Origin of the sequence: Kytococcus aerolatus (assembly GCF_900187395.1) — a bacterium.
GTDB lineage: Bacteria > Actinomycetota > Actinomycetes > Actinomycetales > Dermatophilaceae > Kytococcus > Kytococcus aerolatus.
This window is the reverse complement of sequence record NZ_FYEZ01000001.1, coordinates 898,768-914,826: the sequence shown is the minus strand read 5'-3', so window position 1 is coordinate 914,826 and position 16,059 is coordinate 898,768. Positions and strand designations below refer to the sequence as shown.

Sequence of the window (16,059 nt, the reverse complement as noted above, 5' to 3'; positions counted from 1 at the left end):
TCCTGAGGGGAAGAGGGGTGGGTCAGCCGAGGGACTTCAGCATGTCGCGGGCGATGACCATCCGCTGGATCTGGTTGGTGCCCTCGAAGATCTGGGTGATCTTCGCGTCACGGAAGAAGCGCTCCGCCGGGAAGTCGGTGGTGTAGCCGTAGCCGCCGAGCACCTGGATGGCGTCGGTGGTCACCTTCATCGCGGTGTCGGAGCCGAACATCTTGGCGATGGCGGCCTCCCGGCCGAAGGGCTTGCCGGCGTCCTTCAGCCGGGCCGCGTGCAGGTAGGTCGACCGCGCCGCCGTGGTCTGCGCCTGCATGTCGGCCAGCAGGAACTGCAGGCCCTGGTTGTCGATGATCGGCTTGCCGAACTGCTCGCGCTCCGCGGCGTACTTCAGGGCCAGGTCGCAGGCGGCCTGGGCCAGACCGGTGGAGGCGGCGGCGATGCCCAGCCGGCCCGAGTCCAGGGCGGCCAGGGCGATGTTCAGGCCCTTGCCGGGGGTGCCGATGAGGTCGGTGCCCGGGACGGTGACCTTGTCGTAGAGCACCTCGCGCACGGTGTCGGAGTGCAGACCCATCTTGCGCTCCGGCTCGGCGAAGGTCAGGCCCTCGGCCCCGGCCGGCACGTGGAAGCAGGAGATGCCCCTGCCGTCCTTCTCACCAGTGCGGGCGAAGGTCGTGTAGAAGTCCGCGTGGCCGGCGTGGGAGATCCACATCTTGCCGCCGGAGATCGCGTAGGACTCGCTGCGACCGGTGTCGTCGACCTCGCCGGAGCCCACGGCCCGGGTCTTCATCGACGCGACGTCGGACCCCGCGGCCGGCTCGGAGAGGCAGTAGGAGCCGAACCACTCGCCGCCGACCATGTCGGGCAGCAGGCGCTGGCGCTGCTCCTCGGTGCCGTAGTTGTAGACGGGGAAGCAGGTCAGGGCGTGGATGGAGACACCCACGCCGATCGCCATCCAGGCGCTGGAGAGCTCCTCGATGCACTGGAGGTAGACCTCGTAGGGCTGGCCGCCGCCGCCGTACTCCTTCGGGTAGGGGAGTCCGAGCAGGCCCGCCTTCCCGAGAGTGGCGAACACCTCCTCGGGGAACTCCTTGCGCTTCTCGTACTCGTCCGCCTTCGGCGCCACCTCGCGGGCGGCGATGTCGCGGACGAGCTCGATGAGGTCTTCCGACTCGGGGGTCGGCATCAAACGTGTGACGGCCATGGGCCAAGGGTAACGAGGCCCACACTCCGGCTGCGACGCACCACCCGTCAGGCCGGTGGCCAGGGGGTCAGCGCGGTGAGCTTGCCGGTGCGCCCGTCGCCCGAGGAGCGACCCGTGACCCGGCGCCGCACCCACGGCCCCAGGTGGGTGCGGGTCCACTCCCGGTGCTCCGCCCAGGTCTTCACCGGGGCCTGGGAGACCTCCAGGGGCTCGCGGAAGGCGCCCCCGTCGGCCTCGGGGAAGCCCAGCGCGGCGTGGGCGGCCAGCGCCACCCGGCGATGCCCCTCCGGCGTCATGTGGATGCGGTCCTCGCCCCACATCCGCCAGTCCTTCAGGAAGTCCAGGCTCCACTGGCTGCACAGGTGGCAGCCGTGGCGGCTCGCGATGCCCAGCAGGTGGGCGATGTACTGCCCGACCCGCCCCCGGGTGGCGCTGATGAGCGGGGCGCCGGCCGGGTCGGTGGGGGTGACCAAGAGGACCTCCGCACCGGTCGCCCGCAGCCGGGCGATCGCGCCCTCCAGCCCGGCGGCCAGGGCGTCGATGTCGGCGCGGGGGCGGAGGATGTCGTTGCCGCCGCCGACGATGCTCACGAGGACCGGGGTGCCCGGTCGCTCGCGCCGGGCCTGCTCGACGAGGCGCAGGGCGGCCTCGGTCTGCGGCCCGGCCACGTCCGCCAGCTTGCGGCCGCGGACGGCCAGGTTGGCGTAGCGGAAGCCCGGCTCGGGGGAGCCGTCCGGCGTGGTGCCGGGCGCGGGGGCGGTGGCGGCCAGCATCGTGGCCAGGCGGTCCGCCCAGCCGCGGAACTCCCCGGCGGCGGGCCCGTCGTCGTCGCACATGCCCTCGGTGAACGAGTCGCCCAGGGCGATGTACGTGCCCCACGGGCGCGGCTCGGTGGCCAGGTGCTGCAGCGGTCCGGGGGTGGTTCTCACGGGAGGCTCCAGTCGATCGGATCGGCGCCCTGCTGCTCGAGGGCGGCGTTGGTGCGGGAGAACGGCCGCGAGCCGAAGAAGCCGGAGCGGGCGCTCAGCGGTGAGGGGTGCGGGGACTCCACGCACGGCATCGGGGCCAGGAGCGGGGCGAGGTTGCGGGCGTCGCGCCCCCAGAGGATCGCGGCCAGCGGTTGGCCGGCGGCGGCCCGCTCGGCCAGCGCACGGATCGCCAGCTCGGTGATGGTCTCCCAGCCCTTGCCCCGGTGGGAGGCGGGCGCGCCGGGGCGGACGGTGAGGCAGCGGTTGAGCAGCATGACGCCGCGCTCGAACCACGGGGAGAGGTCGCCCGTGGTGGGCCGTGCGCAGCCGACGTCCTCGACCAGCTCGGTGTAGATGTTCTGCAGGCTGCGTGGCACCGGCTGGACCTCCGGGGCGACGGAGAAGCTGAGGCCGACGGCGTGGCCCGGGGTGGGGTAGGGGTCCTGGCCGACGATCAGCACCCGGACGCTCTCGAGCGGGAGGCTGAAGGCGCGCAGGACGTGCTCGCCGGCGGGGAGGTAGCCGTGGCCGGCGGCGTTCTCGGCGCGGAGGAACCGGCCCAGCTCGGCGAGGGTGCCGGCGGCAGGCTCCAGGACGGGGACCCACGAGGGGTGGACGCGGCCGGCGAAGGTGGGATTCTCAGCGGGGGCGGTCACGGGCACACGGTACGGCGGGGGCGGCGGCCATCCCAAGGGCAACCGGTCGACCCCCAGCCTGTCGCCCGTCCCACCGGGAGCAACCGGTCGACCCCGCGACAGTTGCGGGCGCAACGGGTTGCTCCCGGTTGTCACGTGACGGTCTGGGGCGCAACGGGTTGCTCCCGGTGGGGCAGCGGCACGGCGAAAAGCGCACCGGTGCACACCTCGGTGGGGTGGGGGTGGGAGGAGCGGGGAGTAACATGGCTGTGATTCGGTACGTATGCTTGCCCGCATGGGTGCAGCAGAGCAGAACGTGGGGGAGACCGGCGGCCTGACCGCCCGTGACCGGGAGATCCTGGCCTTCGAGCGGCAGGCCTGGCGGTACGCGGGTGCCAAGGAGCAGGAGATCCGCGAGCTCTTCGGCATGACGACCACCCAGTACCACCAGCGGCTCAACCAGCTCCTCGACACCGAGGCCGCACTGGCCGCCGACCCGCTGCTCGTCAAGCGCCTCCGCCGGCAGCGCGACGCCCGCCACACCACCCGCCTGGCCGCGCGCGACCGCCGCACCCGCTGATGGGGTGGGCCGCCCTCGGACGCCGCGCTGCCGCCCTCCACGCCCGCCACGTCGAGCGCACCACCGAGCCCGGGGTCGACCACGTCTGGCATGGCGCCGTCGCCGAGCGCCGCCTCGAGGCCCGAATCCACCCCGCCCCGCCACGCGACCCCTCCGCCGGCGCCGCCGCACTCACCGCCCCCGAGGCCCAGGACCGCGTCGAGGTCCTCCTCGACGGCGCGCACGTGGCCACCGAGCCCTTCACCGACAACACCGAGAAGGTCACCCTCGGCCGCACCGCCCTGGCCGGTGCGGGATGGGACGTGGATGCCGAGGGAAGCCTCGCCCTCGAGGTCATCAGCACGAAGGTCCCCCTCGTCCGCCCGCGCGCGGTTCGGGAGGTCCACGTCATCCGCCGCGACCGCGACCCCGCGCGCCGCAGCCGCGTCGCCCTCCACGCCCCGTCCGGCAGCCGCGCCGAGCAGCGCGCCGCCTTCCGCAGCCGCCGCCCCCGCACCGGTGCGGTCCGGGACTTTGTCGTCGTCGCCGGCCCGAAGCTGCTGCTGCTCCTGCTCGGCCTGCTCACCCTCGTGGCCCCGAACCTGCTCGGCTGGCTCATGAACCCCCTGCGTCCGCTGCTGGACTGGGTCGCCGACCGCCTCCGCCCCGTCACCGAGTGGATCGGCCGCCTCCTCCAACCCCTCCTCGATGCGGTGGCCGCCGTCGCGCGCTGGATCGGCGCCGCCCTCGGCTGGCTCTGGGGCCTCGTGGAGGCGGTGCTCTCGTTCCTCTTCGGCTGGGTCGACGACATCCCCTGGCCCCGCATCGACCTGCCAGACGTCCCCTGGCCCGACCTCTCGTGGCTCCGCGACCTCTTGCGCCCCGTGGAGCCGGTGGTCGTCTGGCTGTTCGACAACGAGCAGCTCGTCGTCGCGGTCCTCCTCGGCCTCTGGGCGGCGCGGGCGGGCCTGCGTCGTCACCGTGAGGGCACCGCCGGGGCCGATGCGGAGGCCGCCCGGCTGCGCGCCCGGCTCGCTGCCGACCTGCGCGAGCTCGTCGCGCGCCGGGAGGCGGAGGAGGCCGCCCGCTCAGCCGGGCCAGACCCCGCTCGTCCCGCGGCGGTGGCTGCCGACGAGGTGCGTGTCCACGATGCCGACCGCCTCCATGAGCGCGAAGCAGGTGGTCGGCCCCACGAAGGCGAACCCGCGCCGCTTGAGCTCCCGGGCTAGGGCGACCGACTCCGCTGAGGTCGTCGGCACCTCCTCCACCGTCCGCGGCGATGGGGTGGCCTCCGGCCGGTACGACCAGACCAGCTCCGCCAGCCCGCCGTCCTCGCGCAGCGCCACGGTCGCCCGCGCGTTCTGGATCGTGGCCTCGATCTTCCGGCGGTTCCGCACGATCCCCGCATCGCCCATGAGGTGCTCGACGTCGGCGGGCCCGAAGGCTGCGACGGCGTCGGGGTCGAAGCCCGCGAAGGCCTGCCGGAAGGCGGGCCGCTTGCGCAGGATCGTGGCCCACGACAGCCCGGACTGGAAGGCCTCGAGGCTCAGCCGCTCGAACAGCCCCTGCTCGTCGCGGACCGGCAGGCCCCACTCGGTGTCGTAGTAGTGCCGCATGAGCTCCGAGGAGTCGCCCCACGGGGTGCGGGGCAGGCCGTCGGTCCCGATGACGACCTCGGAACCGGCGGGCACGGGCGGCACGCTCATGACTCCAGGCCGGACACGCGGAGGGTGAGGTTCAGCCGCCCGGTCAGGCCGACCCGCGCCATCGCTGCCGCGACGGGCGCCGGGGCCGTGCCGGTGTGGATCGCCGGCACCCCGTGGTAGGCGCGCCGCGCCGAGCCACCGAAGACCACGAGGTCCCCGGACTCCAGTCGCAGGTCGGTCCACGGCCTGGTGCGGGTCTCGGTGTTCCCGAACCGGAAGGTGCACGCATCACCCACCGAGAGGGAGACCACCGGCGCCTCGGAGGGCTCGTCGGCGTCGCGGTGCATCCCCATCGACGCCCCGGGTGCGTAGTGGTTGAGCAGGGCCGCGTCGGGCACCACCCCGGTGGCGTGCCAGGCGTCGAATCCCGCTGCGGCCAGTGCTCGCCGGTAGACCCGCTGCATCCACTCCGGCACCGGCAGCGGGCGGGCCCCCGGCGCGCCCTGCTCGGCCACGCGGGCCATCCCGGTGGAGGTCCACACCCACCCGAAGGGCACCATCGCCACGGTCATCCGCCCGCCGCGCACCTCCGGCCGGTGCGCCGGCACGGGGCCGGCCGCCCAGCGGGGGTGCTGCTCCACGAGCCAGGTCTGCTGGCGCTCGGTCAACCACCCGGGTACCCACTGGCAGCCCGGTGCGATCTCCTGCGGGCTCCGGGGCAGGAGATCGTCCCCGAAGAGCGCACCCATCAGTGACCCCGCGGCGCCGTCGTGCAGCCGGTCATGCGCCCGGGAGAACCCCGGTCTCATGCAGGAGCGCGGCGAAGGCCTCGGGCCCCTCGCCGAAGTGGTAGCGGTGCGCCACCAGGCCGGCCTGTCGGGCCCCCGCCACGTTCTCCTCCCGGTCGTCGATGAAGACCGCCTCGGCGGGGTCCACCGGGTGGCCGGCCGCGGCCTCGGCGGCGAGGAGGGCCACAAAGAAGGCGGCGTCCGGCTTGGCCTCCCCGAGGGCGCTGGAGGTGTGGACGGCGTCGGCGATGTCGGCGAAGGCGTCGCTCTCGGCCAGCCAGGCCGCGCGGGAGGGCTGCTGGTTGGTGGCCATGACCACCCGCAGTCCCGCGCGGCGAGCCCGCACCACCAGCGCGCGCTGCTCCACCAGCGGCTCGGTCTGGTACCAGAACTCGGCCAGGGTGTCGGGATCGGCGGCGTTGTCGTGGGCGGCCAGCACCTCGGCGATCACCTGCGGGAAGGTCGGGTCGCCCTCCGCCCCGGAGAGCAGGCCGACCTCGGCGGCGAAGACCTCGTCGAGGACCGCGCGCGACCGGCCCCACAGGGCGGTGTCGTGGGCCAGGGCGTCGGGGGCGTGGCCCCATCCGCCCGCGATGTGGGCCAGCACGGACTCGAGCCAGCCATCGGGCATCCGCTGGACGACGGCGTCGGCATCGAGCAGGAGGAGACGCACGGTGCGAGGGGTCGACATGGCCCGATTCTTCCACCCCACCCGGCTTTGCACTCGCGGGGCGGGAGTGCCAGAATCCGAGTTAGCACTCAGTGCCCCTGAGTGACAGGTCGAGGCAGGGCGGGAGCCCACCGGCCGTGCCACCGGGCCACGACCACCCACGACGGGGCACGAGGACAGAAGAAGACAGCCGACCACAGGTCGAGGGGTTCGACGCCGCGCCGGTCCGTGCCGCGCGGGGCGCCCCGTCCGTCGCGGGCGACCGGTGGTCATTCGCTACGCGTGTGGGAGGAACCACCGATGGCCAAGATGATTTCGTTCAACGAGGAGGCCCGGAAGGGTCTGGAGAAGGGCATGAACACCCTCGCCGATGCGGTGAAGGTGACCCTGGGCCCGAAGGGCCGCAATGTCGTGCTGGAGAAGAAGTGGGGCGCCCCCACCATCACCAACGACGGTGTCTCCATCGCCAAGGAGATCGAGCTCGAGGAGCCCTACGAGCGCATCGGCGCCGAGCTCGTCAAGGAGGTCGCCAAGAAGACCGACGACGTCGCCGGTGACGGCACCACCACCGCCACCGTGCTGGCCCAGGCCATGGTCCGCGAGGGCCTGCGCAACGTGGCCGCCGGCGCCAACCCGATGGGTCTGAAGCGCGGCATCGAGAAGGCCACCCAGGCCGTCTCCGACGAGCTGCTCGCCATGGCCAAGGAGATCGACACCAAGGAGCAGATCGCCTCCACCGCGTCCATCTCCGCCGCCGACCCCGAGATCGGCCAGGTCATCGCCGAGGCGATGGACAAGGTCGGCAAGGAGGGCGTCATCACGGTCGAGGAGAGCAACACCTTCGGCATCGACCTCGAGCTCACCGAGGGCATGCGCTTCGACAAGGGTTACATCTCCCCGTACTTCGTCACCGACACCGACCGCATGGAGGCGGTGCTCGAGGACCCGTACATCCTCATCGTCAACTCCAAGATCGGCGCCATCAAGGACGTGCTGCCGCTGCTGGAGAAGGTCATGCAGTCCGGCAAGCCGCTGGCGATCATCGCCGAGGACGTCGAGGCCGAGGCGCTGGCGACCCTGATCGTCAACAAGGTCCGCGGCAACTTCAAGGCCGTGGCCGTCAAGGCCCCGGGCTTTGGTGACCGCCGCAAGGCCATGCTCGGTGACATCGCCATCCTCACCGGTGGCCAGGTCATCTCCGAGGAGGTCGGCCTCTCGCTGGAGACCACCGAGCTCGACATGCTCGGGCAGGCCCGCAAGGTCGTCGTCACCAAGGACGAGACCACCATCGTGGACGGCGCCGGCGACGAGGCCCAGGTCGAGGGCCGTGTGAAGCAGATCCGCGCCGAGATCGACAACTCCGACTCGGACTACGACCGCGAGAAGCTGCAGGAGCGCCTCGCCAAGCTGGCCGGCGGCGTGGCTGTCATCAAGGCCGGTGCGGCCACCGAGGTGGAGCTCAAGGAGCGCAAGCACCGCATCGAGGACGCCGTGCGCAACGCCAAGGCCGCCGTGGAGGAGGGCATCGTCGCCGGTGGTGGCGTGGCCCTGCTGCAGGCTGCTGCCAAGGCCTTCGAGGGCCTGTCGCTCGAGGGCGACGAGGCCACCGGTGCCGAGATCGTCCGGGTGGCCTCCGGCGCCCCGCTGAAGCAGATCGCCGTGAACGCCGGCCTCGAGGGCGGCGTCGTGGCGGAGAAGGTCAAGGGCCTCACCCCGGGCGAGGGCCTCAACGCGGCCACCGGCGAGTATGTCGACATGATCGGCGCCGGCATCATCGACCCGGCCAAGGTGACCCGTTCCGCGCTGCAGAATGCGGCCTCCATCGCCGCGCTCTTCCTCACCACCGAGGCGATCGTGGTGGACAAGCCGCAGAAGGGCGACGAGGGCCCCGACGCGAACATGGCCGAGATGGGCGGCATGGGCTTCTGATCCCATCCCCCGGTCGCACCGGGTGACGGTGCACCAGCCTCACGACGGGCGGTCCTCCTGCGGGAGGGCCGCCCGTCGGCGTGCGATGCACCCGCTGCCCGGCATCGCCCCCTCCACTCGCCTCTCCCCGCGTCAGACACGCTCCACCGCGCTGCAGCAGCAAGGAGCGCACCTGGTGCGACACGTAGGCTGGCGCGATGGCGCTGTGGATCGACCGCCCGGTGTGGGCCGCCCACGACACGCTGTTCAGCCACCTCGTGAGCGACGGCGGGCTGGAGGAGAGCGGGGCGGCCTCCTGGGGTGGGGCCGCGCAGGAGCTCCGGGAGGCGCTCGCCGCCGCCGGGTTGCACCCCGGCTGGCTCGACGGGGACCACGCCGACGTGCCGGCGGAATCCTTCGAGGAGCTCCTGGGCCTGGGTGCCCGCCTCCGGAGTGCCCGCGAGATCACCAGCATGCTGGAGGCCACGGGGCAGCGGCTGCGCAAGGGCAGGCAGGGAAGGTGCCTCGTCCGTCGGGTGCACTCTGAGCAGGAGCGCACCGACCTCGTCCGGTCCTCCCGTGTCCCCGATGCGGGGAGCACCGTCCGGCAGCAGCAGGTGGTGACCGACGGGGACCGGGTGCTCCTGGCCCAGACCTCCGACGGGTGGGACCTTCCCGCCGCGCCGGCGCACCCCGCCCGCCCGATCGGTTTCCTGGAGCGGGCCACCCGCCGCGAGGGTCGGGTCCAGCGGGCCCACGTGGCCTACTCGCTGACCCTCGTGGACCGGGGCGTGGGGCCCTCCCGGGGCTCCGCTCCCATCGAGGGGCGCTGGGTGCCGGTGCCCGAGGCGGCGCAGCAGTGCGGGCACGCCCTCTGGTGGCCACTCGTGGCCCGGGGGTTCGAGCGCGGCTGGGGAGCCTGAGCCGATCTCACCGCAGCGCGGCGAGCTCCCGGGCCAGGTTCTCCCGTGCCGCCGACCCCCAGGCACGCCGGGCGTGCTCGGTGGCGTAGAGCTCTCCGGCCCCGAGGCGCTCCAGCACCCGGGCCCGACCAGCGCGAAAGGCGTCCTCCGGCACGTGGGCGTACTCCTGCCGCACCTGAGCCGTGTACTCCCTGTAGCGCTCCGGCGGGGCCGCGAGGATCCACAGGTCCGCGTCGCAGAGGACCTGCCCGAGGCGGTCGTCGGCCGCTGCGTGGTGCTCGGTGGTGAGCAGCACCAGCCGCTCGACCTCGTCCACCACACCCGGTTCCACACCGAGGTCCGTGAGCTCCCGGCGAGCCAGGTCGGCGGAGTCCTGCTCGTTGCGGCCCGGCCCGGCGGTCGGGTCGTAGACGGCGTCGTGGAACCAGGCGGCCACCCGGGCGGTGCGGGCTCCCCGGGCATCGATCTCCGCAGCCTCCTGCAGCTCCTCCAGCGCCCGGAGCATCTCGACCAGGTGCTGGGTCGAGTGGTAGGGACGCCCCGGGCCGGCCCACGCGGCCAGCAGGCGGGTGCCGGCGTCCGTCACGGTCCGTGCACCGGCCCCCGGGGCGAGGGCGCACAGGTCCTGCGTCCACCGGGTGATGTGCGGGGGCATGCCCCCAGTGTGCCCGGCGGGGGCGGTCAGGGGGTCCCGCCCTCCGCCGTCGCCTCGCCCTTGGCCTCCGAGGCGACCGTCAGCGAGACCTCCCGCTCCTTGCCCTCCCGGATGACGCGCAGGCTCACCTCGTCCCCCACGCGCTGCTCCCGGACCTGGGCGATGAGGGACCACACGCCGTCGATCTGGTTGTCGTCCAGGCCGACGATCGCGTCGCCCTTCTGCAGACCGGCCTTCGCGGCGGCGGATCCCTCCTCGACGCTCACCACGCCGGCGGCCGCCAGCTGGGCACCGTCGTGCTCCACCCGCCCGTCCTCGATGCGCACGCCGATCTGCGGGTGGCGCGCGCTGCCGCTCTCGACGAGGTCCTCGGTGACGTTCTTCATCTGCGTGGCGGTGATGGCGAAGCCGATGCCGATGCTGCCGGCGGTGTCCGCGCTGCGCCCCAGGGAGGCGATGGAGGAGTTGATGCCCACGAGCCGGCCGCGGGAGTCCACGAGCGCGCCCCCGGAGTTGCCCGGGTTGATCGGGGCCGAGGTCTGCACGGCGTTGGTGACGACCGGCTCCTCGGGGGACTTCCCGCTCGCGCGCACCGGGCGGTCCAAGGCGCTCACGATCCCGGTGGTGACGGTGCCGGCGTAGCCCAGCGGGTTGCCGATGGCCATGACCGGGTCCCCGACCTTCAGGTCCTTGTCGTCGCCCACGGTGATGGGCTGCAGGTCCTTCGGCCCATCCTCGAGCTCGAGCACGGCCAGGTCGGTCACCGGGTCGCTGCCCACGACCTCGACCGGGTAGCTGCGGCCGTCCTGGAGGGTCACGTGGATGGGGCCGCCCTCGGCCACCACGTGGTGGTTGGTCACGATGTGGCCCTCGTCGTCGAGCACCACCCCGGAGCCGGCGCCGTTGGCCAGGGTGACCGCCACGACCGACGGGCTGACCTTCTCGGCGATGCCGCTCCAGTGCGGGTCGGAGGCCGGGGTGCTGCCGGCGGCCACCTCGGCCTCGGCGGGCTGGTTCGTGGAGTCGTCACCCTGCTGAGCAGAGGCCGAGGCGGGGGTGCCCTCGGCGGGCTCCCGGCTCACGCTCTGGGCCGGCTCGTCCTGCCCGATGACGCCCTGCTCGGCCAGGGTCCAGGTCCCGGCGGTCGCCAGCGCGGCGGCCAGGACGGCCGCCGTGGGCACCTGCCACCAGCCACGCCCCGACCCGCGCTGCGGCGGCTCCGGCGACCCCTGGGGCTCGCGCGGGCCGGGCTGGCCGGGGTACGGCCCCCACTGCTGCGGCGGCTCCTGCATCGGGTCCTGCGACCAGGTCATGGCATCTCCTTCCGTCCCACCCACTGTGGGCCGTCGACCTTGGGAACGTCTGGGGCGTCCCTGTGCTCCGGCTGGGAGGTGGCCGGCAGGCGCACCTCGAAGGTGGCGCCACCTCCGGGAGTGCCCAGGGCCCGCACCGTACCCCCGTGGCCCTCCACCGTGGAGGCCACGATGGCCAGGCCGAGGCCGGAGCCCCCGCCCTGCCCGCGCTGGCGGGAGGGGTCGGAGCGGTAGAAGCGCTCGAAGACCTGCTCACGCTCCTCGGCCGGGATGCCGGGGCCGTGGTCGACCACCCGCAGCACCACCTCGCGGCCGGCGGCCCCCTCTACCCGGCCGAGCTCCACCTCGACCGGGCCGGAGTCGGTGTGGCGCACGGCGTTGGCCACGAGATTGGTGACCACCTGGCGCAGCTGGGTCTCCCGGCCAGTCACCTCCGCCGGGCCCAGCGGCGCGCCCGCCAGTCCCCGGAGGCGCACCTTCCGCTCGGGGGCCCAGGCGTGGGTGTCGGCCACGGCGTCGGTCGCCAGGGGGAGCAGGTCCACGGTGCCGGCGGGCTCCGTGGCGGCCACCCCCGGTCGCTGCCCGGCGTCGAGGCGGGTGAGGGTCATGAGGTCCTCCACCAGCCCGCCCATCCGGGTGGCCTCGTCCTCGATCCGACGCATGGCGGCGGCGGTGTCCGCCTCGCCGCGGATCGCCCCGGAGCGGTACAGCTCGGCGTACCCGCGCACGGCGGCCATCGGGGTGCGCAGCTCGTGCGAGGCGTCGGCGACGAAGCGGCGCATCCGCTCCTCGGAGGCGTCCCGGGCGGCGAAGGAGCGCTCGATGTGGGTGAGCATGAGGTTCAGCGAGGCGGCCAGCGAGCCGACCTCGTCGCGGGTGCCGGGGTGGGGGACGCGCTGGGAGAGGTCACCGTCGGCGATGGCGGCCGCGGTGTCCTCGATCTGCGTGAGGGGACGGAAGGCCCGGTTCATGAGCGGCCAGCCCAGAAGGGCGCCGACGAGGATGGAGAACAGGCCGATCGTCAGCGCGACGACCTGCATCTGCCGGACCGCCTCGTCGATGTCGTGCAGGGGGCGGGCGACGGCGAAGGTCGCGATGCCGCGGGAGTCCACCCCGGCCACCACGCGCCAGCGGTGGCCGCTGGCGCTGCTCACGGTGAACGGCTCCCCGCTGCGCACCCGCTCGTCGGTGGGGGCGAGGTGGCCGATGCGGGGCTGCTCGTCGGTGGCGATGGAGCGGGAGACGGCGATGGGTTGGCTGCCGTCGACTGGCATGAACTGGATCCAGTAGTTGTTCGGGGGGCGGCCCTCGTCGTCCTGCTGCGTCACGCCCTGCAGGGCCGACTGGGCGACGGGCACGGCGGCCTGCTCGAGCTGTTCGTCCACCTGCTGGACCATGAACTTCTGCATGAGCACCGCGGTGGCCAGGGCGGTGGCGCACAGCGCCCCGGCCAGGAGGAGGACGACCATCGCCAGCAGCCGCCAGCGGAGCGACCAGTGGGCGGGGGAGCTCACGGGCTCTCGGGGGGCAGCCGCAGCACGTAGCCGATGCCGCGCTTGGTGTGGATGAGCGGTGGGAGACCCTCGCTGTCGATCTTGCGGCGCAGGTAGGAGATGTAGCTCTCGACGATGCCGATCTCCCCGCGGAAGTCGTAGTCCCACACGTGGTCGAGGATCTGCGTCTTGGAGAGCACCCGGTTGGGGTTCTGCATGAGATAGCGCAGCAGGTTGAACTCGGTGGGGGAGACCTCGACGACGCGCCCGGCGCGGGTGACCTCGTAGGTGTCCTCGTTGAGGGTGAGGTCCTCGAAGGCGAGCACCCGGTCCTCCGCCCCGGTGTCGCCGTCGGTCTGGCTGCGGCGCAGGATGGCGCGGATGCGGGCCACGACCTCCTCCAGCGAGAAGGGCTTGGTCACGTAGTCGTCCCCGCCGACGGTCAGTCCCTTGACCTTGTCGTCCACGGAGTCCCGGGCGGTGAGGAAGAGCACCGGCATCTCGTGGCCGCGCTCGCGGAGGCGGCGGGTGATGGTGAAGCCGTCCATGTCCGGGAGCATCACGTCGAGCACGAGCAGGTCGGGCTGGACCTCCTCGGCGGTCTCCAGCGCGGTGGACCCCTGGGCGGCGGTGTGCACCGTGAACCCGGCGAAGCGGAGGCTGGTGGCCAGCAGCTCGCGGATGTTGGGCTCGTCCTCCACGACGAGGAGGGTCGCCTCGGGCTGGGTGTCCATGCCCCCATGGTGGCCGTCGAGTCTGGGAGTTCGCTGGAGGTCCACTGGGCGCGGCGGGGTGGCATCTCCTTGGCAGAATGCCGCCTCATGGTCACCGACGCGCCCACCCGCCCCGCATCCGCCCGGGCCTGGCCGGCGGTGCTCGTGGCCACCGCCCTCATGGTCCTCATGATCCTGCTGCGGCAGATCACCCCGATCGACCTGCTCGTGTACCGCTGGGGCGGGGAGCTGGTGCTGGACCGCCAGTCGCTCTACGCCCCGGCCGAGGGGCTGCCCTTCACCTACCCGCCCTTCGCGGCGCTGCTCTTCACGCCCTTCGCAGTGATGCCGGTCCGGCTGGCCGTCGGGGTCTTCTACGTCGCCTCGTCGCTGGGGCTGGTGGCGCTGGTGCGCCGCGCGGTGGATCGGCGGCTCTCCACCGGGGTGCTGCTCGGGTTGGCAGTGGCCGCGCTGGCGCTCGAGCCGGTGTGGTCGACCTACAGCTTCGGCCAGGTGAACCTGGTCATCGCGGGGGTCATCGCCGCCGATCTGCTGCGCCGGACGGAGCGGCCCTGGGCGGGCGTCTGGCTCGGTGTGGTGGCGGGGGTGAAGCTCACGCCGATCTTCCTCGTGGCCTGGCTGGTGCTCGCCGGGCGCCTGCGCACGGCGGCGGTGGCCGTCGCCTCGGCTGTCGGCACGGCGCTGGTGGGCCTGCTCGTCCTGCCCGCCGACTCGCGCGCCTACTGGATCGAGGTGCTCCTGGAGACCGACCGCATCGGCACTCCGGAGTACCAGACCAACCAGTCGATCAAGGGGGTCGTGGCCCGCTTCGTGGGGCCGGACTCCGGCCTCCTGGACCCGGCGTGGTTCGTCATCTCGCTGGTCGTCGGGCTGGTCGCCGTGCTGGCGGCCGCCCGCCTCTCGCGCCGGGGGCACGAGGCCGCGGGGCTGTCGGTGGCGGCGGTGGGGATGCTGCTGGCCTCCCCGGTGTCCTGGTCGCACCACTGGGTGTGGGTGGTGCTCCTGGCGGGCTCGCTAGGGTTCACGAGCGCCCGCCGGGAGGTGCCGGTGCTCGCCCGCTGGTCGGCCCTGGCCCTGGCGGTCGCGATGCTGCTGGAAATGATCTGGTGGGTGCCCGGACGCTACGGAGTGGAGCTCGAGTGGAACGCGTGGCAGGTCGTCGTGGGGAACGTGTACGTGTGGTGCGGCCTGGTGCTGCTGGGCGCGCTGCTGCCGCTGGCGGCCCGGCAGGTGATGACGCTGACGGGGCGGGCACCCCGCTGACCCGCTGGCTCCCCGGGCTGGGGCTCCTGGCCGTCGGGGTGATGGTGCTGCTGGGGATGCGCACCGAGGCGCCGCTGGACCTGCTCGTCTACCGGGGCGGGGCGGAGGCCCTGCTGGCCGGCCAGGACGTCTACGGGCAGACCTACAGCGGCGCCCAGCTGACCTTCACCTACCCGCCCTTCGCGCTGCTCTTCTTCGTGCCGCTGGTGTGGCTGGGGCAGGGGCCGGCGGCGGTGATGGTGCTGCTCACCTCGCTGCTCGGGCTGGCGGTGCTGGTGCACCTGGCGGTGGGCCGGGCCCGGCTCGGGTGGGCGGCGGCCACGCTCCTGCTCCTGGCCTGCGCGGTGGCCGAACCGGTGTGGCTGACCCTGCACTTCGGGCAGATCAACCTCGTGCTGGCGGCCCTCGTCGCGGCCGATCTGGTGCCGGGGCGGGAACGCTGGTGGCGCGGGGCGGGGCTCGGCATCGCCGCGGGCATCAAGCTCAGCCCGCTGACCTTCGTGGCCTGGCTGCTGCTCACCCGGCAGTGGCGCGCGGCCGGGGTGGCGGTGGGCACCTTCCTGGGCACGGTCGTCCTGTCCTTCCTGCTCGTGCCCGGTGCGGCGCGGAGCTTCTGGTTCGGGGCGATGCCGGCGGCCACCGGTGGGGAGCCCACGGACATGAGCGCGGCGATCGCCCACTCGATGCCCAAGGAGTACGTCGGCAACCAGTCGGTCATGGGCGTCATGGCCAGGGCCTTCGGGCCGGACACCGGTGCCGCGACGCTCGGCTGGCTGCTGGTCGGCGGGGTGGTGGCGCTCGCGGCGGTCGGGGTGGGTGCGCTCATCACCCTGCGGGGCGAGCGGGGCGTGGGCTTCTGGGTGGCCGCCCTGGCGATGGTGCTGGCCTCACCGGTCGCGTGGACCCACCACTGGGTGTGGGCCGTCTGCCTCGCGATCGCCCTGTGGGAGGCGGCGCCGCGGCTCACCGGTGTCCTGGGGATGGGGGTGGAGCACCTGCGGGTGCTGGCTGCCGGCATCGCGGTGGTGCTGGTGGCGGACATGCACTGGTGGTCGCCGGGGCGGGAGATGCAGGAGCTCGACTGGAACCTGATGCAGGTGCTCATCGGGAACGACTACGTGATCACCGGCGTGGTGACCATCGCGCTGCTCGGCTGGGCGGTGCTGCGGGCAGGGCTGGTGGGGCCTGCCACGGTTCCGGGGCGCAGCAGGAGCTGAGGGTGGTTTCCGGGCGGGGTGCTGCCTGGACGACGGGGTGATGAGGGGCAGGACGTGCAGTGGGCCCCGGGCGTCTCGTCCGGGGCCCA

The 16,059-nt window shown here is 73.4% G+C and carries 15 protein-coding genes; 5 read left to right on the top strand and 10 right to left on the bottom strand.

Annotated elements, in window-relative coordinates:
- Nucleotides 1-22: 22 nt before the first annotated feature.
- Genes CFT82_RS04280 through CFT82_RS04270 form a run of 3 tightly spaced genes read right to left on the bottom strand, consistent with a single transcriptional unit; the run spans nt 23 to nt 2,822 of the window.
- The gene (locus CFT82_RS04280; RefSeq protein ID WP_088817790.1) at nt 23-1,198 is read right to left on the bottom strand and encodes an acyl-CoA dehydrogenase family protein; all 1,176 of its coding nucleotides are present in this window, start codon (nt 1,196-1,198) and stop codon (nt 23-25) included.
- A 47-nt stretch (nt 1,199-1,245) separates the two neighbouring features.
- Nucleotides 1,246-2,127 carry an SGNH/GDSL hydrolase family protein gene (locus CFT82_RS04275; RefSeq protein ID WP_234994261.1) on the bottom strand — a complete coding sequence of 294 codons (882 nt, stop codon included), beginning with the start codon at nt 2,125-2,127 and terminating at the stop codon, nt 1,246-1,248.
- Nucleotides 2,124-2,822 carry a uracil-DNA glycosylase gene (locus CFT82_RS04270; protein ID WP_088817789.1) on the bottom strand — a complete coding sequence of 233 codons (699 nt, stop codon included), beginning with the start codon at nt 2,820-2,822 and terminating at the stop codon, nt 2,124-2,126. Before CFT82_RS04270 ends, CFT82_RS04275 begins: the two co-directional genes overlap by 4 nt.
- A gap of 274 nt (nt 2,823-3,096) precedes the next feature.
- On the opposite strand from CFT82_RS04270, the gene CFT82_RS04265 reads away from it, so the two are divergent.
- The gene (locus CFT82_RS04265) at nt 3,097-3,381 is read left to right on the top strand and encodes a DUF3263 domain-containing protein (protein ID WP_088818320.1); all 285 of its coding nucleotides are present in this window, start codon (nt 3,097-3,099) and stop codon (nt 3,379-3,381) included.
- Nucleotides 3,382-4,448: 1,067 nt separating this feature from the next.
- Here the strand turns inward: CFT82_RS04265 and CFT82_RS04260 are convergent.
- The 3 genes from CFT82_RS04260 to CFT82_RS04250 are packed head-to-tail and all read right to left on the bottom strand — an operon-like array spanning nt 4,449 to nt 6,485.
- Nucleotides 4,449-5,066, bottom strand: a complete 618-nt coding sequence (locus tag CFT82_RS04260; protein ID WP_088817788.1) for a DNA-3-methyladenine glycosylase I — start codon at nt 5,064-5,066, stop codon at nt 4,449-4,451.
- A complete protein-coding gene (locus CFT82_RS04255) occupies nt 5,063-5,755 on the bottom strand; it encodes an alpha-ketoglutarate-dependent dioxygenase AlkB family protein (protein WP_088817787.1) in 693 nt (230 codons plus the stop codon). Before CFT82_RS04255 ends, CFT82_RS04260 begins: the two co-directional genes overlap by 4 nt.
- A gap of 31 nt (nt 5,756-5,786) precedes the next feature.
- Nucleotides 5,787-6,485, bottom strand: coding sequence for an HAD family hydrolase (locus CFT82_RS04250; RefSeq protein ID WP_159461854.1), 699 nt, complete (start codon nt 6,483-6,485; stop codon nt 5,787-5,789).
- Nucleotides 6,486-6,764: 279 nt separating this feature from the next.
- On the opposite strand from CFT82_RS04250, the gene groL reads away from it, so the two are divergent.
- A complete protein-coding gene (gene groL / locus CFT82_RS04245; RefSeq protein WP_088817785.1) occupies nt 6,765-8,393 on the top strand; it encodes a chaperonin GroEL in 1,629 nt (542 codons plus the stop codon).
- Between the two features lie 197 nt (nt 8,394-8,590).
- Complete coding sequence (locus CFT82_RS04240) at nt 8,591-9,295, top strand: DUF4031 domain-containing protein (protein ID WP_088817784.1); 705 nt, start codon at nt 8,591-8,593, stop codon at nt 9,293-9,295.
- A 7-nt stretch (nt 9,296-9,302) separates the two neighbouring features.
- On the opposite strand, the gene CFT82_RS04235 is transcribed toward CFT82_RS04240, so the two are convergent.
- Genes CFT82_RS04235 through CFT82_RS04220 form a run of 4 tightly spaced genes read right to left on the bottom strand, consistent with a single transcriptional unit; the run spans nt 9,303 to nt 13,490 of the window.
- The gene (locus CFT82_RS04235) at nt 9,303-9,950 is read right to left on the bottom strand and encodes an HD domain-containing protein (RefSeq protein ID WP_088817783.1); all 648 of its coding nucleotides are present in this window, start codon (nt 9,948-9,950) and stop codon (nt 9,303-9,305) included.
- A 26-nt stretch (nt 9,951-9,976) separates the two neighbouring features.
- A complete protein-coding gene (locus CFT82_RS04230; protein WP_088817782.1) occupies nt 9,977-11,263 on the bottom strand; it encodes a S1C family serine protease in 1,287 nt (428 codons plus the stop codon).
- Nucleotides 11,260-12,777, bottom strand: coding sequence for a sensor histidine kinase (locus tag CFT82_RS04225; RefSeq protein WP_234994260.1), 1,518 nt, complete (start codon nt 12,775-12,777; stop codon nt 11,260-11,262). The genes CFT82_RS04230 and CFT82_RS04225 overlap by 4 nt, the downstream gene beginning before the upstream one ends.
- Nucleotides 12,774-13,490: a response regulator transcription factor gene (locus CFT82_RS04220; protein ID WP_088817781.1), complete on the bottom strand. Its 717-nt coding sequence runs from the start codon at nt 13,488-13,490 to the stop codon at nt 12,774-12,776. Before CFT82_RS04220 ends, CFT82_RS04225 begins: the two co-directional genes overlap by 4 nt.
- 87 nt (nt 13,491-13,577) lie before the next feature.
- Between CFT82_RS04220 and CFT82_RS04215 the strand changes: the two genes are divergently transcribed.
- Together CFT82_RS04215 and CFT82_RS04210 are read left to right on the top strand one after the other, a co-directional pair.
- A complete protein-coding gene (locus tag CFT82_RS04215; protein WP_159461853.1) occupies nt 13,578-14,753 on the top strand; it encodes a glycosyltransferase 87 family protein in 1,176 nt (391 codons plus the stop codon).
- Nucleotides 14,669-15,970 carry a glycosyltransferase 87 family protein gene (locus CFT82_RS04210; protein WP_088817779.1) on the top strand — a complete coding sequence of 434 codons (1,302 nt, stop codon included), beginning with the start codon at nt 14,669-14,671 and terminating at the stop codon, nt 15,968-15,970. Before CFT82_RS04215 ends, CFT82_RS04210 begins: the two co-directional genes overlap by 85 nt.
- Nucleotides 15,971-16,059 lie beyond the last annotated feature (89 nt).